General features: G+C 67.5%; 21 protein-coding genes. 10 read left to right on the top strand and 11 right to left on the bottom strand.

Features of this window, described 5'->3' with window-relative positions:
* On the bottom strand, positions 1-2250 hold the full coding sequence (locus ACKY0W_RS19350; RefSeq protein ID WP_409435403.1) for a TIM-barrel domain-containing protein: 2250 nt from the start codon (positions 2248-2250) through the stop codon (positions 1-3).
* Between the two features lie 177 nt (positions 2251-2427).
* On the opposite strand from ACKY0W_RS19350, the gene ACKY0W_RS19345 reads away from it, so the two are divergent.
* Genes ACKY0W_RS19345 through ACKY0W_RS19325 form a run of 5 tightly spaced genes read left to right on the top strand, consistent with a single transcriptional unit; the run spans position 2428 to position 7610 of the window.
* Positions 2428-3213, top strand: coding sequence for a 2-keto-4-pentenoate hydratase (locus ACKY0W_RS19345; RefSeq protein WP_409435402.1), 786 nt, complete (start codon positions 2428-2430; stop codon positions 3211-3213).
* 20 nt (positions 3214-3233) lie between these two features.
* Positions 3234-4166 (top strand): acetaldehyde dehydrogenase (acetylating), encoded by a 933-nt coding sequence (locus ACKY0W_RS19340; RefSeq protein ID WP_409435401.1) that lies wholly within the window; start codon positions 3234-3236, stop codon positions 4164-4166.
* Positions 4163-5194, top strand: coding sequence for a 4-hydroxy-2-oxovalerate aldolase (gene dmpG, locus ACKY0W_RS19335; RefSeq protein ID WP_409435400.1), 1032 nt, complete (start codon positions 4163-4165; stop codon positions 5192-5194). The genes ACKY0W_RS19340 and dmpG overlap by 4 nt, the downstream gene beginning before the upstream one ends.
* Positions 5195-5243: 49 nt before the next feature.
* Positions 5244-7319 (top strand): RecQ family ATP-dependent DNA helicase, encoded by a 2076-nt coding sequence (locus tag ACKY0W_RS19330; RefSeq protein ID WP_409435399.1) that lies wholly within the window; start codon positions 5244-5246, stop codon positions 7317-7319.
* Positions 7320-7340: 21 nt separating this feature from the next.
* Positions 7341-7610, top strand: coding sequence for a hypothetical protein (locus ACKY0W_RS19325; RefSeq protein WP_406759767.1), 270 nt, complete (start codon positions 7341-7343; stop codon positions 7608-7610).
* On the opposite strand, the gene ACKY0W_RS19320 is transcribed toward ACKY0W_RS19325, so the two are convergent.
* The 4 genes from ACKY0W_RS19320 to ACKY0W_RS19305 are packed head-to-tail and all read right to left on the bottom strand — an operon-like array spanning position 7585 to position 10644.
* Entirely contained in the window at positions 7585-8304 is a 720-nt protein-coding gene (locus ACKY0W_RS19320) for a hypothetical protein (RefSeq protein ID WP_409435398.1), read from the bottom strand. The genes ACKY0W_RS19325 and ACKY0W_RS19320 overlap by 26 nt on opposite strands.
* 11 nt (positions 8305-8315) lie before the next feature.
* Positions 8316-9248: a TIGR03619 family F420-dependent LLM class oxidoreductase gene (locus tag ACKY0W_RS19315; RefSeq protein ID WP_409435397.1), complete on the bottom strand. Its 933-nt coding sequence runs from the start codon at positions 9246-9248 to the stop codon at positions 8316-8318.
* Complete coding sequence (locus ACKY0W_RS19310; RefSeq protein WP_409435396.1) at positions 9245-9712, bottom strand: nuclear transport factor 2 family protein; 468 nt, start codon at positions 9710-9712, stop codon at positions 9245-9247. The genes ACKY0W_RS19315 and ACKY0W_RS19310 overlap by 4 nt, the downstream gene beginning before the upstream one ends.
* Complete coding sequence (locus ACKY0W_RS19305) at positions 9709-10644, bottom strand: IclR family transcriptional regulator (RefSeq protein ID WP_409435395.1); 936 nt, start codon at positions 10642-10644, stop codon at positions 9709-9711. The genes ACKY0W_RS19310 and ACKY0W_RS19305 overlap by 4 nt, the downstream gene beginning before the upstream one ends.
* Before the next feature lie 96 nt (positions 10645-10740).
* Between ACKY0W_RS19305 and ACKY0W_RS19300 the strand changes: the two genes are divergently transcribed.
* Genes ACKY0W_RS19300 through ACKY0W_RS19290 form a run of 3 tightly spaced genes read left to right on the top strand, consistent with a single transcriptional unit; the run spans position 10741 to position 13798 of the window.
* Positions 10741-11868, top strand: a complete 1128-nt coding sequence (locus ACKY0W_RS19300) for a hypothetical protein (protein ID WP_409435394.1) — start codon at positions 10741-10743, stop codon at positions 11866-11868.
* 2 nt (positions 11869-11870) lie between these two features.
* Complete coding sequence (locus ACKY0W_RS19295) at positions 11871-12653, top strand: SDR family oxidoreductase (RefSeq protein WP_409437857.1); 783 nt, start codon at positions 11871-11873, stop codon at positions 12651-12653.
* Complete coding sequence (locus ACKY0W_RS19290; protein WP_409435393.1) at positions 12653-13798, top strand: sulfotransferase family protein; 1146 nt, start codon at positions 12653-12655, stop codon at positions 13796-13798. The genes ACKY0W_RS19295 and ACKY0W_RS19290 overlap by 1 nt, the downstream gene beginning before the upstream one ends.
* A 55-nt stretch (positions 13799-13853) precedes the next feature.
* Here the strand turns inward: ACKY0W_RS19290 and ACKY0W_RS19285 are convergent, their stop codons facing one another.
* Positions 13854-14324 (bottom strand): hypothetical protein, encoded by a 471-nt coding sequence (locus tag ACKY0W_RS19285; RefSeq protein WP_409435392.1) that lies wholly within the window; start codon positions 14322-14324, stop codon positions 13854-13856.
* Between the two features lie 10 nt (positions 14325-14334).
* Entirely contained in the window at positions 14335-15507 is a 1173-nt protein-coding gene (locus ACKY0W_RS19280; RefSeq protein ID WP_409435391.1) for a Rieske 2Fe-2S domain-containing protein, read from the bottom strand.
* A 110-nt stretch (positions 15508-15617) separates the two neighbouring features.
* On the opposite strand from ACKY0W_RS19280, the gene ACKY0W_RS19275 reads away from it, so the two are divergent.
* Complete coding sequence (locus ACKY0W_RS19275) at positions 15618-16154, top strand: gamma carbonic anhydrase family protein (RefSeq protein ID WP_409435390.1); 537 nt, start codon at positions 15618-15620, stop codon at positions 16152-16154.
* 102 nt (positions 16155-16256) lie between these two features.
* Here the strand turns inward: ACKY0W_RS19275 and ACKY0W_RS19270 are convergent, their stop codons facing one another.
* Genes ACKY0W_RS19270 through ACKY0W_RS19255 form a run of 4 tightly spaced genes read right to left on the bottom strand, consistent with a single transcriptional unit; the run spans position 16257 to position 19930 of the window.
* Positions 16257-16667 (bottom strand): nuclear transport factor 2 family protein, encoded by a 411-nt coding sequence (locus ACKY0W_RS19270; protein WP_406759776.1) that lies wholly within the window; start codon positions 16665-16667, stop codon positions 16257-16259.
* A gap of 13 nt (positions 16668-16680) precedes the next feature.
* Positions 16681-17868, bottom strand: coding sequence for a thiolase domain-containing protein (locus ACKY0W_RS19265; protein WP_409437856.1), 1188 nt, complete (start codon positions 17866-17868; stop codon positions 16681-16683).
* Positions 17865-18929 (bottom strand): thiolase domain-containing protein, encoded by a 1065-nt coding sequence (locus ACKY0W_RS19260; protein ID WP_406759777.1) that lies wholly within the window; start codon positions 18927-18929, stop codon positions 17865-17867. The genes ACKY0W_RS19265 and ACKY0W_RS19260 overlap by 4 nt, the downstream gene beginning before the upstream one ends.
* An 8-nt stretch (positions 18930-18937) precedes the next feature.
* Complete coding sequence (locus tag ACKY0W_RS19255) at positions 18938-19930, bottom strand: Zn-ribbon domain-containing OB-fold protein (RefSeq protein ID WP_409435389.1); 993 nt, start codon at positions 19928-19930, stop codon at positions 18938-18940.
* A 58-nt stretch (positions 19931-19988) separates the two neighbouring features.
* On the opposite strand from ACKY0W_RS19255, the gene ACKY0W_RS19250 reads away from it, so the two are divergent.
* The gene (locus ACKY0W_RS19250) at positions 19989-21020 is read left to right on the top strand and encodes an LLM class F420-dependent oxidoreductase (protein WP_409435388.1); all 1032 of its coding nucleotides are present in this window, start codon (positions 19989-19991) and stop codon (positions 21018-21020) included.
* Positions 21021-21079: the final 59 nt, after the last annotated feature.

Below are 21079 nucleotides of genomic sequence, written 5' to 3'. Positions count from 1 at the left end.
CTACAAGCCGCCGGTGTTGCAGCGGGCGAAGTAGGGCAGGTCTGTCAGCAGCGCTGCCACGGTGGCCTCGGAGGGGCCGGTGTAGCTCCCGTCGCTGTCTTTCCGTGTCCAGCAACCGGGCGGGAAATAGACCTTCCGCGAGGTGGCGCCCTGGGTGACGACCGGGGCGACTAGGACATCGGATCCGATCATCCATTCCTGGTCGGCTGCCCATGCCCGGGGATCGTCGGGTGCGGCCAGCCACACCGGCCGGGACAGCGGCACGCCGGTGCTGGCCGCGGTGGCCCAGGTGGCGGAGATCAATGGGATGGCCCGCTGGCGCAGCTCGGCAAGCTGCCGGAAGGTGTCCAACGTCTCCTGGTCGTAATCCCACGGCATGTGGGTGCCGGAGTGCGCCCCGTGTACCCGCATGATCGGTGACAGTGCAGCCATCTGAGACCACCGCACGAACAGTTCCTTGGGGGTGGGACCGGCCAGCAGGTCCTGGTAACCGCCGATGTCGGTGCCATAGCCGTAGGCGCCGGCCAGGCCCCGGTTGAGCATGTCCGGGATGAGTGCGGCCAGGCCAGAGGCTACCGAGAAGTCGGTGCTCTCGTCGCCCGGGAAGTTCCCACCTTCGTAGCCGGTCGACCCGGTATAGCCGGCCCGGTTGTAGAACCAGATGTTGCGGCCCGGATGTGATTGCTCGAAGGACTCCACCGCTTCGCGTACGGCCCGCTGGTACAGCGCGGGGTAGGCGTTGTGCATGGTGGCGCCGGTCTGCCCGTTGGCGAAATGCATGTCAGGCAGGGTCTGCTCGCCGAAATCGCTCATGAAACCGTCCGCCCCGGTTTCGAGCTGCTCGATCACGGTGCGTTGAAACCAGGCTTTGGCGGCCGGGTTGGTGAAGTCGATGACGGCGGCCTGCCCGCCGAGCGCCTGGTTGGGGGAGCCGACGATGTAGGGCCTGCCATTGGCGTGGGTCGCCACGTAGTTGTTGGCCACCGCGTACCGGTAGTCCGCCGGGGAGGTGTTGCGCAGCGGATCCATGCTGACGAAGCTGCGGGTGTAGAGCAGCACGTGAATACCGTGCGCACCGAATTCGCTGATCAGTTGGCGTAGGACTGCCGGGTCCAGGGTCATCCAGGCCTCGGGGCGGTAGGCGGTGATCGGCAGGTTGTAGGCGACGATGTTGGCCAGGTCGCTGCGGACCACCGCCGCGTAGTCGGCCCCGGTCTGCCCAGTCACGATGCGGCGGTCCAACTGGGTGCCCAGCGCCCATGCCGGCGGTACGCGATGGCGGCCGTTGGCCGCGCTGAGCGCACTGATCACCTGTCCCGTGTCACCGACGGCGACCTCATAGTCCAGGTGGGCGGCGGCCACGTTGACGTGCCAGGCGTCGGGGCGGTCGGAGTCCAAATGCCAGTCGGCCAGCTCGGTCTGGGCCAGTAGGAAGCCGTAGCCTGCTGTGGAGGTGAACTGTGGCTGCACGTAGTAGGCGGCCCTCGGACCGCCGGGGAACAGATAGTGCGGGCCGCCGGAGCTGGCCATCAGGACATTGAACACCGGTGCCAATGGCCCGGCGCCGACGTTGGCCTCCTGCACCCAGTTGGTGAATCGGCCCCCATGCTGATCAAGTCCGTTGTGCAGGCCGCCGAAGCCGGCGAACCGCTCGCCGGTCGGCGACGCGAAACTGTCTCCCATCGAGACGATGCCCGCCGTGCTGCTGGGGATGACCGACACCCGCAGCCGCCCGGAGTCCTCGCTGAGGGTCACCCCCAGGGTGCGACCCGATGGGTCGTCGGTACTGAGCGTCAACTCCAGGCCCTGTGGCAAGGGGCGACTGGAAAGCACTCCGGTGGCCGCGTACTGCATCCCGCAGCTGGAGGCCTCCCATAGGTCACCCACCCACAACGGGCTGATAAGAAACGGGGTCGCCGAGGACGTACCCACGGTGAAGGTGAATGGCGTGTACCGGGTGGGAAACAGCCACTCGGACGGGGTTACACCCAGCGGTTTCGCGGCCTCGTTTTTGACCAGTCGCGGCCCACCGTTGCTGGGCACCTGCGTCAACACCGGTTGACCAGAGGAGTTGAGCACCTGCATGGCAAACGGTGCCTGATTGACACGCACGGTGAATCCGGAACCGGCAAAGCTCAGCTCGCCGGCGTCCGGGAGTGCTGCGGTGGGTGGGATAACCGCGATCGCTATTGCGGCCAGGGCGATACTGATCAGGATGGCCATCGACCGCACGGCGCCTCCGGGTTTCACAAAGTGGACTGTTGTCCTGACAGTTGTTCCATCGGCAGATCCTGGCGGCTACAGATCACGTCCGGGCCGCTACGGGGCTACGGCCTCGTCTCAGTTTGCGGTTTTAGAACACGTTATAGAATTGCCGCTGAACGGCTAGTTTCATCCGCTCAACACCACCCGAGGGGACCATCGAAGATGCTCAGCGCCCAGATCCGTGAGGAACTCGCTGCCGAGTTGGCGCAAGCGGAGCGGAGTCGGGTTCCGATCTCTCCGTTGACGGCGGCTCAGCCCGGCATCGACGTCGTCGACGCCTACGAGATCCAGCTGATCAACATCCGCCAGCGGATCGCCGAGGGCGCCCGCGTCGTCGGACACAAGGTCGGTCTGTCCAGCGAGGCGATGCAGCAGATGATGGGCGTCGACGAACCGGATTACGGCCACCTGCTCAACGAGATGCAGGTGTTCGAGGACAAGCCGGTCAAGGCGGCGAACTACCTCTACCCGCGGATCGAGGTCGAGGTGGCGTTCATCCTGGCCGCGGATCTGCCGGGCGCGGACTGCACCGAGGAGGACGTGCTGGCCGCCACCGAGGCGTTCGCCCCGGCCATCGAATTGATCGACAGCCGGATCAGCGACTGGAAGATCAAACTCTGCGACACCATCGCCGACAACGCCTCGTCGGCCGGATTCGTGCTGGGCACGCAGCGGGTCAAGCCGGGTGACATCGACATCAAGAACATCGATGCGGCGCTGACCAAGAACGGCGAGGTGGTCGCGCAGGGCCGCAGTGACGCGGTGCTGGGCAACCCGGTCACCGCGGTGGCCTGGCTGGCTCGCAAGGTGGAAAGCTTTGGGGTGCGGTTGAAGGCGGGCGACATCGTCTTGCCGGGCACCGCGACCCGGGCCATCGACGTACACGCCGGTGACGACTGTGTCGCCGAGTTCACCGGGCTGGGTTCAGTCCGGCTGGTTTTCGCATAGATTCCAATAGAGGAGCGTTCATGGCTGCCAAAGCCTCAGTGGCGATCGTCGGGTCGGGCAACATCAGCACCGACCTGCTGTACAAACTGCTGCGTTCGGAGTGGCTGGAGCCGCGCTGGATGATCGGCATCGACCCGGAGTCCGAGGGTCTGGCCCGGGCCCGCAAGCTCGGCCTGGAGACCTCCGCCGAGGGGGCGGACTGGCTGCTGGCCCTGGATGAGAAGCCGGACTTCGTCTTCGAGGCCACCAGCGCCTACGTGCACAAGGCGTACGCGCCCAAGTACGAGGCCGCCGGCATCCGGGCCATCGACCTGACCCCGGCCGCGGTGGGGCCGGCGGTGATCCCGCCGGCCAACCTGCACGAGCACGTGGATGCGCCCAACGTCAACATGATCACCTGCGGTGGACAGGCCACCATTCCGATCGTGTACGCGGTCACCCGCGCGGTCAAAGAGCAGGGCGGCACCGTGCCGTATGCGGAGATCGTGGCCAGCGTCGCCAGCGTGTCGGCCGGTCCGGGCACTCGCGCCAACATCGACGAGTTCACCAAGACCACTTCGGCGGGTGTGCAGACCATCGGTGGTGCCGAGCGCGGCAAGGCGATCATCATCTTGAACCCCGCCGATCCGCCGATGATCATGCGCGACACCATTTTCTGCCAGATCCCCGAGGACGCCGACCGCGACGCGATCACCGCGTCCATCAAGGACGTCGTCGCCCAGGTGCAGACCTACGTGCCGGGCTACCGGCTGCTCAACGAGCCGCAGTTCGACGAGCCGTCGCTGAACTCCGGCGGGCGCGCGGTGGTCACCACGTTCGTCGAAGTCGAGGGCGCCGGCGATTACCTCCCGCCGTATGCGGGCAACCTGGACATCATGACCGCCGCCGCCACCAAGGTCGGCGAGGAGATCGCCCGCGAGATGGCGGCGGCAAAGGCTGGAGGAGCGAAATGAGCGACCACATCTTCGATGTGCGGATCACCGACACCTCGCTGCGAGATGGCAGCCACCACAAGCGCCACCAGTTCACCGGTGAGGAGGTCTCGGCGATCGTCGCCGCGATCGACGCCGCCGGTGTGCCGGTGATCGAGGTGACCCACGGTGACGGGCTGGGCGGGTCCAGCTTCAACTACGGGTTCTCCAAGACCCCGGACCAGGAGCTGATCAAGCTCGCGGCGGCCACCGCCAAGGACGCCAAGATCGCCTTCCTGATGCTGCCCGGTGTGGCCACCAAGGAAGACATGAAGGAGGCGCAGGGCAACGGCGGCGAGATCTGCCGGATCGCCACCCACTGCACCGAGGCCGACGTCTCCATCCAGCACTTCGGCCTGGCCCGGGAGCTCGGTCTGGAGACCGTCGGGTTCTTGATGATGGCCCACACCGTCACCCCGGAGAAGCTGGCCGCCCAGGCCCGCATCATGGCCGACGCGGGCTGTCAGTGCGTGTACGTGGTGGACTCGGCCGGTGCGCTGGTGATGGAAGGTGTCCGCGACCGGGTGCAGGCGTTGGTCACCGAGCTCGGTGACGACGCGCAGGTGGGCTTTCATGGTCACGAGAACCTCGGGCTCGGCGTCGCCAACTCCCTGGAGGCGGTGCGCGCCGGTGCCAAGCAGATCGACGGCTCGGTGCGCCGGTTCGGTGCGGGCGCGGGCAACGCCCCGGTCGAGGCGCTGATCGGGGTGTTCGACAAGGTCGGGATCAAGACCGGCATCGACTTCTTCGACATCGCCGACGCCGCCGAGGAAGTGGTGCGCCCGGCCATGCCTGCCGAGTGCGTGCTGGACCGCAACGCGCTGATCATGGGCTATTCCGGGGTGTACTCCAGCTTCCTCAAGCACGCGGTGCGCCAGGGCGAGCGTTACGGCGTGCCCGCCCACGAGCTGCTGCATCGGGCCGGGCAGCGCAAGCTGATCGGCGGCCAGGAGGACCAGCTCATCGACATCGCGCTGGAGATCCAGCGGGAGCGGGCTGCGCAGCAGTGATTTCGGCGCGATCCTGCCCGCTCAACGGGCATAACCGCGCCGAAATCTGATGAGAAGTCACGCCCAGGCGATTCTGGAGCAGCTGGCCGGACCGCAGGCGCAGCTGCGCGACGACCAGTGGGCTGCGATCGAGGCACTGGTCGTTGGGCGCCGCCGCGCGCTGGTGGTGCAGCGGACCGGCTGGGGCAAGTCGGCGGTGTATTTCATCGCGGCGAAGCTGCTGCGGGCCAGCGGGCACGGGCCGACGGTGATCGTGTCGCCGCTGCTGGCGTTGATGCGCAACCAGGTCGCGGCCGCAGAACGCGCCGGTGTGCACGCGGCCACCATCAACTCGTCGAATGTGACCGAGTGGGCCGACGTGCAACGTCGGGTGACCGCGGGCGACCTGGACGTGTTGCTGGTCAGTCCGGAGCGGCTCAACAATCCGGACTTCCGCGATGAGGTGCTGCCGGCGCTGGCGGCCCGGGCCGGGCTGGTCGTGGTCGACGAAGCGCACTGCGTGTCGGATTGGGGCCACGACTTCCGGCCGGACTACCGGCGGATCCGCACCCTGATCGCCGAGCTCGGCGCCGACATCCCGGTGCTGGCGACCACGGCGACCGCCAACGACCGGGTGGTCGAGGACGTCGCCGGCCAGCTCGGAGTCGGCGGTGGCGACACACTGGTGCTGCGTGGTGATCTGGACCGCGAATCGTTGCGGATGTCGGTGGTGCAGGCCGGCGGCCCGGCTGCGCGGGCCGCCTGGATCGGCGCGCACCTGGAGAAGCTGCCCGGATCCGGGATCGTGTACACGCTCACCGTGGCCCAAGCCCACGACGTGGCCGCCGACCTGCGCGCTCAGGGGTTCGCGGTGGCCGCTTACACCGGCTCCACCGATTCTGCCGACCGGGAGCAACTCGAGGCCGACTTGCTGGCCAACCGGGTCAAAGCGCTGATCGCCACCTCCGCGCTGGGCATGGGATTCGACAAGCCAGACCTGGGCTTCGTCGTCCACCTCGGCGCACCGTCCTCGCCGATCGCCTACTACCAGCAGGTGGGTCGAGCCGGGCGCGCCACCGCCAGCGCCGAGGTCATCCTGCTGCCCGGCGCCGAGGATCAGGACATCTGGCACTACTTCGCGTCGCTGGCCTTCCCCGCGGAGTCCTTGGTGCGCAAGGTGATCGGCGAACTGTCGCCCGACCAACCGCTGTCGACACCGGCGCTGGAGGCCCGGGTGGACCTGAATCGGTCGCGGCTGGAGATGGTCCTCAAGGTCCTCGATGTCGACGGCGCGGTGCGCCGAGTCAAAGGCGGATGGCTGGGAACCGGTGCGCAGTGGAGCTACGACGAGCAGCGCTACCGCAAGCTCGATGAGCTGCGACGGGCTGAGCAGCAGGCGATGCTGGACTACCAGGGCACGCACGGCTGCCGGATGAGCTTCCTGCGTGCCCAACTCAACGACCCCCAGCTGCAGGCGGGGGAGCGTTGCGGGCGGTGCGACAACTGCGCCGGGCCGCGGTTCGACGCCGCGGTGGATCCCGCGGCCGCCACGGCCACCCGCGAGCGGCTGATGCGACCCGGGGTGGAGATCACGCCGCGTCGACAGTGGCCGTCGGGGCTGGCGAAACTCGGCGTCGAACTGTCCGGCCGGATCTCCGACGGGCCGGAGCCCGGAAGGGTCATCGGCCGGCTCACCGACCTGGGCTGGGGCGCTCGGCTGCGGCGGCTGCTCGACGAGCCCGACCGCGAGGTGCCCGACGAGGTGGTGCGGGCGGCCGTGAGCGTGCTGGCCGGCTGGGAGTGGCAGAGCAGGCCGACCGCGGTGGTGGGCATGGATTCGGCAACGCACCCGGTGCTGATCGGCTCGTTGACCGAGCGACTGGCCGGACTCGGCCGCCTGACCCGCTTGGACACGCTGCGGTACGCGCCTGGGCGGAGGGCGGCGACCGCCGCGAACTCCGCCTACCGGGTCGCCGCGCTGCAGGGTTGCTGGCTGCCGCCGGCGGAACTACCGGCGGACATCGGCCCGGTGTTGTTGGTCGACGACGTGACCGATACCGGGTGGACGTTGACGATGGCGGCGCGGGTGTTGCGCGCCGCGGGTGCACCCCAGGTCCTGCCGTTCGCCCTGGCCAGCGTGAACTAGGAACGCGGGTACCGTCGAGTGATGAGCGGTATTACTCGAGCGATAGCGGTCGGCTTGCTGAGCGTTGCCGGGGTACTGACACCGGTGGCGAACGCCGCGCCGGAGCAATGCGACCAGACCTTCGGTAACTCCATCGACTCGTACCTGAACCGGCATCCGGACGTCCGGGCCGAATTAGACGCGAAAGGACGGCAGGAGGATCCCGGCGCCCCGAACCCGGTGCTGTCCTACCTCGAACGTCACCCGCATGTACGGGAGGCGTTGATCACGCTGTCCCAGCAGTGTGTGTGACGAACGGCGACCGGAACACATAGCGGCTGGTGGGCACGGTGTCGATGTTCAGGTGTGCGCCGAACGCGCTGACGCTGGCGATCATCCGGCCCGCCCGGTCGGTGAGGTCGGCCTGGTCGGCCGCGCCGTAGAACGCGTACGGATCTGACACCGCCTCGTCGGGGAAGTTCTCCTCGACGATGGCATCGATGCGGGGTGCGTCCTCGGTGAGCGGGCGGATCACGACATTCTGGGTGTAGCCGAAGGTCGCCTGGGTGTCGATGGCGACCTGGGTGTGGTCGATGTGCCAGCGGTGCAGCCAGGTCGCCTCGTCCAAATCAGCCGGCCGGCGCAGCAACGCCACATTGGCCAGCCCCCGGGTACGGCGGCCCTCGCCGAGGTCCGGCGGCGGCATGGGCATCGATTCGGTCACCAGATACGCTGCCGCCGAATCAGATTCGGCTTCGATCAGTGCGATGGCTGCCCGGGTCGCTTCGCTGTAGTACTGCTGGGTCCACAGGCTGATGACGGCCGCCGCCGGTGGATCCAGCGTCGTCAGGGTCATCATGGAGTCGCGCACCGCCTCGTCGCGCACGTTCACCACGACGCCCGGCAGCCCCAGATCCAGCAGTTTCGCCGCGATCGGACCGCGCATATTCTGGCACCATTGGTCGCTGAAATCGGCTGTGCGCGCGATGATCATGACCTTTTCCATCGATGTCTCCCTTAACCGGTTGCGGCGCGGAACGCCTCGACGAGTTGGCCGAGCAGCTCAGTGGCCCGGCCCATTTCCTTGGGCAGCGAGCAGGTAACCCGCACGTCGGTGACCCCGGCGGCTACCAGTGCCGGCGCCGAGGCCGCGGTGGCGGCGGTGTCCAGGGAGCCGTCCGGGTTCTTGGCGGTGGTCGCGTGGCCCAGCACCTGCAGGCCAGTCGGATCGCCGCCCAGCGCGGCGATGCGGTCCTTCATCGACGCGATGGCACCCGCCGGGTCGCGCATTGCCGGGCCCCACGGGATCCAGCCGGACCCGAACCGGGCCAGCCGGCGCGCCACCGCGTCATTGACGGTGCCGCTCACCCAGATCGGAACCCCGCCGGGTGTAACGGGTTTGGGCATCTGGTGAATGTTCTCGAAGGACAACTCCGGGGACGTGTAGCTGCTGCGCTGCTGAGTCCACAGGGTCTGGCAGACCTCCAGGGTGTGGTCCAGAAGACGGCCGCGGCGCTCGAAAGACAGTCCGGCGGCCTCGTACTCCTCGCGTTGCCAGCCGACGCCCACGCCGAGGTCCAGCCGTCCTCGCGACAGCACGTCCAGCGTGGCCAGTTCCTTGGCCAGCACCGCCGGCCGGCGCAGTGCCGCCAGCAATACCGCAGTGCCCAGGCGGATGCGGGTGGTGGTTGCGGCCAGTGCGGTCAGCACGATCAGCGGATCCAGCCACTGGCCGTCGGGGCCAGTCGGCTGGCGCCCGCCGCTGATACCGCCCAGCCGCGGGTCGGCGTAGGCATCCGGGTTCTCGCCGAAAACCACGTGGTCGGAGACCACGACACGATCGACGCCCGCGGCGTCCATCGCGGTGCCCAGGGCCAAGGTGGTGGACCAATCGTGGCCGGGGTCGTCGGTGAAAGTCTTGAGCTGGAAAGAGATCTGGGGTCTGGTCATGAGCGCACCTGGCGAGCCGGCCGCGACTCGATCGCGTCGATGGTCAGCTCCCGCTGCGCGATCCGCCAGCCTTGCTCGACGCGGTGATAGGCGTCGCGGTAGCGCAGGTACCAGACGTGGTCGGTGAGCTTGCCGTCATGTTCGCGCCAATGATGTGCCACCCCGGCGATCTCTCCGGTCGCGACGCCGGCCGAGGTCGAGGCGGTGTAGAACTCGCCGACGATGCCGTGGTGGGTGCGGGTCATGCCGGCCAGTGCTGACATTGCGTCCCGCACGCCGGCGTGGCCTCGGTGGCGCACGCATGGCTCCAGGTGATCCGGCGGATTCGGCAGCACGAGTTCGGCGTCGGCGGTGAACAATTCGGCTACCTCGTCGAATCGTCGTGCGTCGACGAAGCCGGCGTAGCGGTGCACGAGCCCGGAAAGCTCGAGCCGGGAGGCAGTCGACAAGGCCGGCGCGGTCATGGCGCCGAACCTAACAGCCAGGCGGGCTTGCTTCCGCCGAGTTGCACGGTGAGCGCCTCGGCGGTCCGTAGCAGTCCACGGGCCCACTTGGTGATCTCGGCGTCGGTCAGTGCCCGCTGAGCGTGTAGCGACACCACCATCGCTTGGCGTTGATGGTGGTCGTAGACCGGCGCGGAGATCACGCTGATGTCGTGGCGCCCCCGGCTGCCGGCTTCACCGCGCAGATACACCCGCTCACCGATATCGGAGACCAGCTCACCGAGCAGGGCACGCAGCTCGTCGGGCAGATCGCTGGACAGGCCCGCCATCAACCCGTAGAGCCGTTGCCCGCCCGGTGTCAGCCGCTCGACCAGGTACCCGTCGGCACGGCATTCGTCGACGACGCGCTGCAGTCGCTCGCTCTCCGACCGCAGCGGGATGGTGGGCTGGCGGGCCAGCCAGTCCTGCAGGGCAGGGTCGTCCCAGAGCACGAACATCAGCCCGACCGGCGGTGCGAACGGATAACTCTGGCCGGCTTGAACCCCCAGATGCGCATTGGGCGCCGCCACCAGCTCCAGCACCGTGATCCGGTCGTCGACCACCGCGCTCAGCGCCGCGGAGGTGGCGAAATCCGCTGACAGCCGCCGCAGTTGCTCACGTGCCTCGGGGCCGACCCGCAACGACTGCTGGGCCGCGCGGCCGAGCGAGATCAGGCCCGGCCCGAGCCGGTAGGTCTTGTCGGGATCGTCTCGCGTCAGGTAGCCCGCGTCAGCCAGGGCGTTGGCGATGCCCAGGCAGGTCGGCTTGGACAGCTCGGTGCGGCGGGCCAGCTCGGACAGGCCGAAGCTCTGGTCGGGGTGGCGGGCCAGAAAATCCAGGATCGTCACCACCCGCTCGGTCGGCGGAGACGACCGCACGACTCGTTGGGACGCCGCTTGTTCAGGCACAGCCATTGCAGCATGCTACCGCGACCGTCTAAAGTCGGTTCGAGATATCTACCACTGCGGTCCAATATTGGACCAATTGACGATCTGTGAGGTGCTGCAGCGATGTACTCCGAACCCCTGTCGGCCGCGATCGCCGAGGCGGAGAAGCTGGTTGCCGCGGCCCCGCACATCGAGACCGAGGCCGACCTGCTCGAGGGCCTGCAATACCTGGCCGGCGGCGTCGAGGCATGTGTGCACGCCGCCTTCAACAGCGAGCGCGATCACCCGTTCTTGCTGTCGGGCACTGGGCCGTTCACCAAGATGGGCCTGGACAACCCCGACACGCTGTACTTCGGCACCGTGGTGCGTCCCGGCAACGACTACATCGTGCAGGGCACCCGGGGAACCACGACCGACCTCAGTTTCCAGCTGCTCGGTGGCGAATACACCGACGACAACGTCCCGGCCAGTGAGGCCGCCTTCGACGATCGCGAACTCGACGTTGCCGCCGACGGCACCTTCACCTGGCGGTTCCAGCCGAAGGCACCGGCGCAACTGGTGATCCGCGAGGTATACAACGACTGGGCCGCGCAGCGTGGCACGCTCTCGATCGCCCGGACCGATACCGAAGGCACCGCACCGCCGGAGTTGACCCGGCAGCTCATCGAGAAGCGTTATGCCGCAGCGGGAAAGCAGCTGATCAACCGCATCAAGACCTGGCTGGCGTTCCCGCAGTGGTTCTACCTCAACCTCCCGGTCAACACCATGGTGGCGCCGCGGCTCACGCCGGGCGGCCTGGCCACTCAGTACTCGTCGGCCGGGCACTACGAGCTCGAGCCCGGCCAGGCCTTGGTCATCACCCTGCCGGTGTCGGATGCGCCGTACCTGGGCTTCCAGTTGGGCAGCCTGTGGTACATCTCGCTGGACTACATCAACCACCAGACCTCGCTGAACGGCACTCAGGCGCAAGCCGATCCGGACGGCAAGATCCGGATCGTGGTCTCCGACACCGATCCCGGGGTCACCAACTGGGTCGAGACGCTGGGGCACCGGCGCGGCTTCCTGCAGTTCCGCTGGCAGCGGGTGTCGCGGCAGCTGACCGAGGCCGACGGCCCGACCGTCGAGCTCATTGACGTCGATGCGGTGCAGGCGGCGCTGCCCTTCTACGACCACAACAAGATTTCCCAAGACAGCTGGCGAGCGCGTATCGCGCAGCGGCAGCAGCAAATCGCTAACAGAATGCTGGGGTGAAGATGACCGGAATGCTCAACGGCAAAGTCGTTGTGATCAGTGGGGTCGGGCCGGGGCTCGGCAGCACGATGGCCAATCGGTTCGCGGCCGAGGGTGCCGACCTGGTGCTGGTCGCGCGCAGTGCGGATCGCTTGGAAGAGGTGGCCAAGCAGGTCAGGGCCGCCGGGCACCGCGCCCTGGTGGTGCCGGCCGACATCACCGATGACGACCAGGTGGCGCACCTGGTGGAGGCGGCCTCGGCCGAGTTCGACCATATCGACGTCCTGATCAACAACGCCTTCCGGGTGCCTTCGATGAAGCCGTTGGCGCAGACCACGTTTCAGCACATTCGCGACGCCATCGAGCTCAGCGGTCTCGGCGCGCTGCGCCTGACCCAGGGCTTCACACCGGCACTGGCCGCGGCAAACGGCTCGATCGTCAATCTGAACTCGATGGTGATCCGGCACTCACAGCCCAAGTACGGCGCCTACAAGATGGCCAAGGCTGCCCTGCTGGCGATGTCGCAGTCGTTGGCGTCCGAATTGGGTGAGCAGGGCATCCGGGTCAACTCCGTTGCGCCCGGATATATCTGGGGTGACACTTTGCAGAGCTACTTCGCCCACCAGGCCGGCAAGTACGGCACCACCGTCGAGCAGATCTATGCGGCCACCGCCGCCAACTCCGACCTGAGGCGGCTGCCCACCGAGGACGAGGTGGCGTCGGCGGTGCTGTTCTTGGCCAGCGATCTGGCCAGCGGCATCAGCGGCCAGGTTATCGACGTCAACTGCGGGGAGTACCACAACTGATGACGGCTCGTACCAACGTCGGCACCGTCGAGGATCTGCACGCCTCGGCCACCAAGATGGTGGGTCTGGACGACTTCGGTCCCGACGACGACAACTACCGCGAAGCGCTCGGCGTGCTGCTGGACTCGTATCAGAGCGAGGCCGACCTCACCGAGCTGGGCAGCAAGATGAACCGGTTCTTCCTGCGCGGTGCGCTGGTGGCCCGATTGCTGTCGCAGGCCGGCTGGAACGCCAACCCCGAGTACACCCAGGTCGGCATCGAGCGGCCGATCTTCGTGACCGGGCTGCCCCGCACCGGAACCACCGCGCTGCACCGGCTGCTGGGCGCCGACCCGGCGCACCAGGGTTTGGAGATGTGGCTGGCCGAGTTCCCGCAGCCGCGGCCGCCTCGCGAAACCTGGGCCAGCAACCCGGTTTTCCAGCAGATGACGGCTCAGTTCGCTCGGCACCATGACGAGAACCCGGACTACACCGGGCTGCACTTCATGACCGCCGACGGATTGGAAGAGTGCTGGCAGCTGCTGCGCCAGTCGCTGCACTCGGTGTCCTATGAGACGCTGGCGCACCTGCCGAGCTATTCGCGCTGGCTCTCCGAACGGGACTGGGTCCCGTCGTACCAGCGGCACCGCCGTAACCTGCAACTGATCGGGCTCAACGACCCCGGCAAGCGCTGGGTGCTCAAGAACCCCAGCCACCTGTTCGCGCTGGACGCGATCATGGCGGTCTACCCCGATGCGCTCATCGTGCAGTGCCACCGGCCGGCCGAGACCATCCTGGCGTCGATGTGTTCGCTGGCTCGGCACACCACCGAAGGTCAGTCGAACACCTTCGTGGGCGCGCGGATCGGCGCCGACGAGATGGAGACCTGGGCTCGCGGGTTGGAGCTGTTCAACAGCCAACGCGCGCAATACGACCAGGCTCAGTTCTGCGACATCGATTACCAGGAGTTCGTCGCCGACCCGCTGGCCACCGCCGCGAGCATCTACGAACGCTTCGGCCTGCCGCTGTCCGATGAGGCGCGCCAGGCCATGGCCGACGACTATGCCGCAAGCAAGACCGGCCCGCGCGCGCCGAAGCACGAATACTCGCTGGCGGACTATGGGTTGACCGCCGAGCAGGTCCGGGAGCGCTTCGCCGGCCTGTGAATTGCCCCGACGCGAAAGCCCCCTCCGGATGACCCGGAGGGGGCTTTCGCGTCGCTCAGTCGATACCGTCGCCGGGCGGGGGAGCGCTGGATCGCTCCTCCAGGTGGCCCTCGGCGACCGCGTGCAGGATGCTCTTCGCCAGCTTCGGGCAGCCGCGGTTGCGGCTGCTGGTGTGGCCGGCTTCGCGCTCAGCGGCGAAGTGGGCACACTGCTGCACCGCCGCCGAATTCCATTGCACCGAGGTGTATCCGGGTCCCAGCTTCTTGACCTCGACGGTGGCGGTGCAGTGCCGGCACTCCACCGGCATCAAGCCTGAATGCAGGTAGCGGTCGGTATCCCGTTCGGTCGCAGCACGAATCGCCTCGTAGCGTTCCGGGTCGACCGGAAACAGCGGCTGTCGCGAGTAGCGGGTGTCGGGCCCGTCGTCGTCGGGGTGGTCGCCGTGCTCGTCGTGGTCGTCATGCGGACCGTAGAGCACCAGCATGGACCGGGCCAGCTCGCCGGCGTCGGGAACCTCGCGGGCCATGGCGGCCGCCCTACTCGGCGTTAACGGTTTCGGAAGCCTTTGGGGCGTTGGCTTCCTCTTCCTGCACCCGCAGGTTCTCGGCGACTTCCGCGTTCCACTTCTCGTTGGCCACCGTCGCGTCGATCTCGATCTCGTAGCGATCGGTCATCTCCGAGGTGACGTCGGCAGCGTCGACGTAGAACTGCGAGTACCACCGGCGCAGCTGGTAGACCGCACCGTCTTCCTCGACCAGCAGCGGGTTCTCGATCCGGCTCTTGTGCGTCCAGATCTCGACGTCCTGCAGGAAGCCCTTGCTGACGCCGTCTGTCATGGCGTCGGCGATCTTCTCGGTGGTCGCGTCGTCGAGGCCCTTGGGTTTCTGCACGATGACGCCCCACATCAACCGGAACTGGTCCTGGCTGATCGGGTAGTGGCAGTTGATCAGGATCGACTCGGCCTTGAAACCGCCGTAGCTGTTGTGCAGCCAGTTGATCATGAACGACGGACCGAAGTAGGAGGCCTCGGAGTCCAATTCCGAACCGCCGTAGCTGGTGCCCAGGCCGGGAACGTCGGAACGCCCGACGTTGTGCAGGTACTGCGAGGCGATGTGGCCCTCGAAGACGTTCTTGAACGAGGTGGGCAGCCCGTAGTGGATGTAGAAGAAGTGCGCGAAGTCGGTGACGTTGTCGATGATGTCGCGGCAGTTGGAGTCGATCACCATGGAGTTCCAGCGCCAGTCGGTCCACTCGCCGCTGGACCACTCCTCGATCTCCGGGATCCGCACCTCGTCCGGCGGCGGGTTGCCCTCGGGGTCGTTGTACATGAACAGCAGCCCGCCGCGCACGTCGGTCGGGAAGGACTGGGTGCGCGCAACCCGCGGGGTCCGCTTGGAGTAGGGCACCAGCTTGCAGCGCCCGTCGCCGCCCCAGCGCCAGTCGTGGAACGGGCAGGCGACCGTGTCGCCCTTGATCTCACCGCGGCTCAGGTCGCCGCCCATGTGGCGGCAATAGGCGTCGAGCACGTGCAGCTCGCCCTGCGAGTCGGCGAACACCACCAGCTTGGCGCCGAACGCATGGATGGAGTGCGGCTTGCCATCCTGGAAGTCCTTCACCGGGCCCAGGCAGTGCCAGCCACGCGCGTAGCGGTCCGGCAGTGTTCCGGTATCGATGTGGCGGACGCCGACCTCGGCGTTGTCAGTGCTCACCTGTTGCCTCCAACCCTTTGCTTCTAACTAGAACACGTTACAGTTTTGACAGCTGTTTGCGCAATAAGCCCTGCTGGTTCGGGGTCTTTCGTCCCTGGTATATGTGAACGATGCAGCTGTTCTCATTCAATGGTCGCTCGCCGCGGATCGACCCCACCGCCTTCGTCGCTCCCACCGCCACGCTGATCGGTGACGTCACCATCGAAGCCGGGGCGTCGGTGTGGTTCGGCGCCATCTTGCGCGGCGACGACGCTCCCATCGTGGTGCGCGAGGGTGCCAACGTACAGGACGGCTCGGTGCTGCATGTGCCGCCGGGCGTTCCGGTGGACATCGGCCCGGGCGCGACGATCGCCCACATGTGCCTGATCCATGGCGCCAACATCGGTGCCGAGGCGCTGATCGGCAACCACGCCACCGTGCTCGACGGTGCCGTGATCGGCAGCCGCAGCCTGGTGGCGGCCGGAGCGACGGTGCTCGCCGGCACCAAGATTCCGGCCGGGGTGCTGGTGACCGGTTCGCCCGCCGTCGTCAAGGGACCGATCGCCGGCACTGGCGCCGAGATGTGGATCAACGCCAACCCGCCGTACTACCGCAACCTCGCGCAGCGCTACCGCGAAGGCCTGGAGCCGGTTGAACTGGGCGGCTGATGCAGTTCTCGCCGAGCGTGTACTCAGACCGAAAAACTGCCGGGAAACTCGGTCTGATTACACGTTCGACGCGGCTATTGGCGCCGCGCTGAACTGGCCTGTTTAAACGGGTTTGGCGGTCTTGGCGGCGCGGTCCAACTCCCAGTAGGCGCGCAGCGCCACCAGTTCACCCTTTTCGTTGGCGCGGTAGGTGAACACGCCCTCGGTGACGATCTGGTGGCCGCCCATGGTGATGGTGATGTTGCCGGTGTTGGCTTCCTCATCGCCGCACTGGAAGGTGTCGGAGAAGTTGAATTCGATCTTGTCGGTGCTCGCGATCGCGTTGTCCCAGAACTTCGAGATCGCGTCGCGACCGCGGTGCCCCTTGCCCTCGGGGTCGAAGTGCGACGGCCCGATCGGGTCTTGCACGATCGCGTCGTCGGCGAAGTTCGCCAGCCAGGCGTCCTTGTCGCGGGCCGCGACCGCGTCACGGGAGCGCTTGCCGGCGACGTGGGCGGGGTGATCTGCGTTCATGCGGATGTCCTTCTCAGTTGGCGGGCTTGTCGGCGGGCTTGTCAGAGGAGACCACCCACATCGAGTAGTACTGCGAGCCACCGCCGTAGGCGTGGCCCAATGCCTTGCGGGCATTCGGCACCTGGTGGTCGCCGGCCTTGCCCATCACCTGGATCGCCGACTCGGCGAACCGGATCATGCCCGAGGCGCCGATCGGGTTGGAGGACAGCACCCCGCCGGAGGCGTTGACCGGCAGCTTCCCGCCGATCGCCGTCTCGCCGGCCTGGGTGAGCTTCCAGCCTTCGCCGGGCGCCGCAAAGCCCAGGTTCTCCAGCCACATCGGCTCGAACCAGGAGAACGGCACGTAGATCTCCGCGGCGTCGATCTCGTCGATCGGGCTGGTGATCCCGGCTTCCTTCCACAGTGCGGCGGCGGCGTCCCGGCCGGCCTGCGGATTGACCTGGTCGCGCCCGGAGTAGGCCAACGGCTCGGTGCGCAGCGCGGTGGCGTGGACCCAGGCCACCGGCTCGCCCGCGTCGATCCGCGCCTGCGCGGCCGCTTCGTCACCGATCACGATCGCGCAAGCACCGTCTGAAGACGGGCAGGTCTCGTCGAAACGGATGGGGTCCCACAGCATCTGGGACGCCATCACCTTCTCCACGGTGATGTCGGGCTGGTGCAGGTGCGCCAGCGGGTTGCGGGCGCCGTTGAGCCGGTCCTTGACCGCGACCATCGCGCCGATGTCGTTCGGCGCTCCGGACCGGCGGATGTACGCGCGCACGTGCGGCGCGAAGTAGCCGCCGGCGCCGGCGCCGACCGGCTTGGTGAACGGCACCGGGATGCTCAGCGCCCACATCGCGTTGGACTCCGACTGCTTCTCCCAGGACATCGCCAGCACCCGGCGGTACTTGCCGGACTTGACCAGGCTGGCCGCCACGATCGCCGTCGACCCGCCCACCGAACCGGCGGTGTGCACCCGGATCAGCGGCTTGCCGGTGGCGCCAACAGCATCCGCCATGAACAACTCGGGCATCATCACGCCCTCGAAGAAGTCCGGTGCCTTACCGACCACCACCGCGTCGATGTCGTCGAACGTCGAGCCCGAATCGGCCAGCGCGCGGTCGATGGCCTCACGCACCAGGCCGTTCATCGACACGTCTTGGCGCTTGGCGACGTACTTGGTCTGCCCGGTGCCCAGCACTGCAGCGAGTTGGCCCATCAGTTGCGTCCTTCCATCACCGCGACCAGGTTCTGTTGCAGGGCAGGCCCGCTGGTGGCGTGGGCCAATACCCGGCCCGCCGAACCGTCAAAGATGTGCTGTGCGGCGAAGCCGATGCGCTCCAGACCGGCGACGAACATCGGATTGGCCGCCAGGGCGCCGCCGGACGGGTTCACCTTCGTCTTCGACGGCAACCGCATCGCCTCGGTCAGGATCAGATGCTGATGGGTGAACGGCGCGTGGATCTCGGCGACGTCCACCGCCGGCATGTCGTCGCCGGATGCGGCGCGCGTCGAGGCGGTGGTGGACGCCGACCGGGTCAGGTCCCGACTGCCCAGCACCGGAGACTCGATGCGGTGCTCGAAACCGGTGATCCAGGCCGGGTTTTCACACAGTTCGCGGGCCTTGTCACCGGCGGCGAGCACGATAGCGGCGGCGCCGTCGGTGATCGGTGCGATGTCGTGCCGGCGCAGCGGGTCGGCGAAGAACGGACGCTCCAGCAGCTCGTCAAGGCTGGCGGACGGCTCCACCGAGTCCACCCGGTCGGCGACCGCGAAGGTATCCAGTGCCACCCGCGCCATCTGCTCGGCGGTCCATTGGCCGCCGTCCAGACCGAGCCGAGCCTGCAGTGCTGCGATCGAGACCGAGTCCGGCCACAGCGGCGCGACGGTATAGGGGTCGGTCTGCAGGGCCAGGATCCGGCGGAGCTGGCCGGCCGAGGACTTGCCGAATCCGTAGGCCAATGCGGTGTCGACCTCGCCGGTCAACACCTTGATGTAGGCCTCGTACAACGCCCACGCGCCGTCCATCTCCACATGCGACTCGTTGATCGGCGGAACCGCGCCGATCGAGTCGATCGCCGAGATGAACGAGAAAGCCCGTCCGGCAAGGTAATCCGAGGAACCCGAGCACCAGAACCCGATGTCGGTCTGGGCGATGCCCAGCTCGGAGTACAACTGAGCGAAACACGGCATCAACATCTCGACGCCGTTGGTGGTGCCGTCGGTGCGGCGAACGTGCGGGGCGTGGGCGAAACCCACCACCGCGACATCGCGTTGCGTCATGCTGCCCCTCACAGGTGGTGCTTGTAGGTGTCGTAGTCGGCGTCCGGTTCGCCGGTGGGCCGGAAGTATTCGATGTTGTCGATGCCCAGGCCCCACTCCTCGCGGGGCTTCCACACCGCCTCGACGCGCATACCCATCCGCACCTCGTGTGCGTCGATGTCAGACACCAAGTGCAGGAAGGGAATATCGGCGCCGTCGAGCAACACATAGGCGGCCACGTACGGCGGCTTGATGCGCTGCCCGGCGAACGGGATGTTGATGATGGCGAACGTCGTCACCGTGCCCTTGTCGGGCAGCTCGACGAAGTTGTCCAACGGCAGGCCAGTAGCCGGGTCGGCCTCCTTGGGCGGGAAGTACAGCTTTCCGTCGGCGCCGGTGCGCGCACCGAGCAGCTTGCCTTCCTGTAGGGCGCGCAGGTACGCACTCTCCGGAAGCGAGGCGGTGTGCTGGATCTCCAGGCTGGACGGGATCACCACCATGCTCACCGGGTCGCGCTCGTCAGGGGTGTCGGCCACCGGTTCGGCGTCCTCACCGATCGCGAAGTAGGCGATGTCGGTGATCGCGCCGACGGTCTCGTCGGCCCAGTGCGCGTGCACCCGGGTGCCGACGCTGATCTCCTTGGGGCTTTCGGCCGCCACCGCGTGCAGAAGCGGCACGTCGGCGCCGTCGAGCTTGATCAGCGCCCAGGCGAACGGGCGCTGCAGCGGCTGGCCCTCCAACGGGGCCGGTTGCCAGGACCACGAGACCACGGTGCCGACACTGCCCACCGGTACGATCTCGGTGAGCGGTTCGTAGCTGACCGGGTCGTACTCGGCCGGCGGCACGTACACCCGACCGTCGGAACCACGGACGCCGACGATGCGGCGCTCACGCAGAGCGGTGAAGAACGCGCCTAGAACGGGGCCGACTGAACGTGTGTAGTCGAAGGACAACTTCAGCGGCGCAGAGAGGGGTGGCTCATGGTCATCGATCTGCGCGCGGTTGCTTTGGCTGGCAGTCACGGCATCGAGTAGAACAGGTTCTAACAATGGTGGCAAGCAGGCGAGCGAGGAGCCAAGGATGAAGCTGGGACTGCAACTCGGATATTGGGGCGCGCAGCCGCCGACCAACCACGCCGAACTGGTGACCGCGGCCGAGGACGCCGGTTTCGACTCGGTCTTCACCGCCGAGGCGTGGGGCTCCGACGCCTATACCCCGCTGGCCTGGTGGGGCTCGTCGACGTCACGGGTTCGGTTGGGCACGTCGGTGGTTCAGCTTTCGGCACGTACTCCGACCGCCTGCGCTATGGCCGCTTTGACGCTGGACCACCTCTCCGGTGGCCGCCACATCCTGGGCCTGGGCGTGTCCGGGCCGCAGGTGGTGGAGGGCTGGTACGGCCAGCGCTTCGGCAAGCCGCTGGCGCGCACCCGCGAATACATCGACATCCTGCGCCAGGTGTGGGCCCGCGAGGCCCCGGTGACCAGCGCCGGCCCGCACTACCCGCTGCCGATCAGCGGCGAGGGCAGCACCGGACTGGGCAAGGCGCTCAAGCCGATCACCCACCCGCGCCGTGCCGACATCCCGGTGATGCTCGGCGCCGAAGGCCCGAAGAACATCGCGATGGCCGCCGAGATCGCCGACGGCTGGCTGCCGATCTTCTACGCCCCGCGACTGGCCGACATGTACAACGAGTGGCTCGACGAGGGCTTTGCCCGACCGGGAGCACGGCGCACCCGCGAAGACTTCGAGATCTGCGCGACGGCCAACATCGTCATCACCGAAGACCGCGCCGCGGCGTTCGCGGCCATGAAGCCCTACCTGGCGCTCTACATGGGCGGCATGGGTTCCGAGGACACCAACTTCCACGCCGAGGTCTACCGCCGGATGGGCTACGGCGAGGTGGTCGACGACGTGACCAAGTTGTTCCGCAGCGGGCAGAAGGACAAGGCCGGCGAGATCATCCCCGACGAGCTGGTGGACGACGCCGCGATCGTGGGCGACCTCGACTACGTCCGTAAGCAGATCAAGGTCTGGGAGGCCGCCGGCGTCACCATGATGGTGGTCACCGGACGCAGCACCGAGCAGATTCAGCAGCTGGCCTCGCTGGTTTAGTCCGGTTCGGCGTGCGGCGCTGGTTCCACCTTGCGGGCAGACTAGAACGCGTTCTAGAT

The organism is Mycobacterium sp. SMC-14 (assembly GCF_046250075.1).
Lineage (GTDB): Bacteria > Actinomycetota > Actinomycetes > Mycobacteriales > Mycobacteriaceae > Mycobacterium.
Note: the sequence above shows the minus strand (reverse complement) of the source record. Positions and strands in the feature narration are given on the sequence as shown.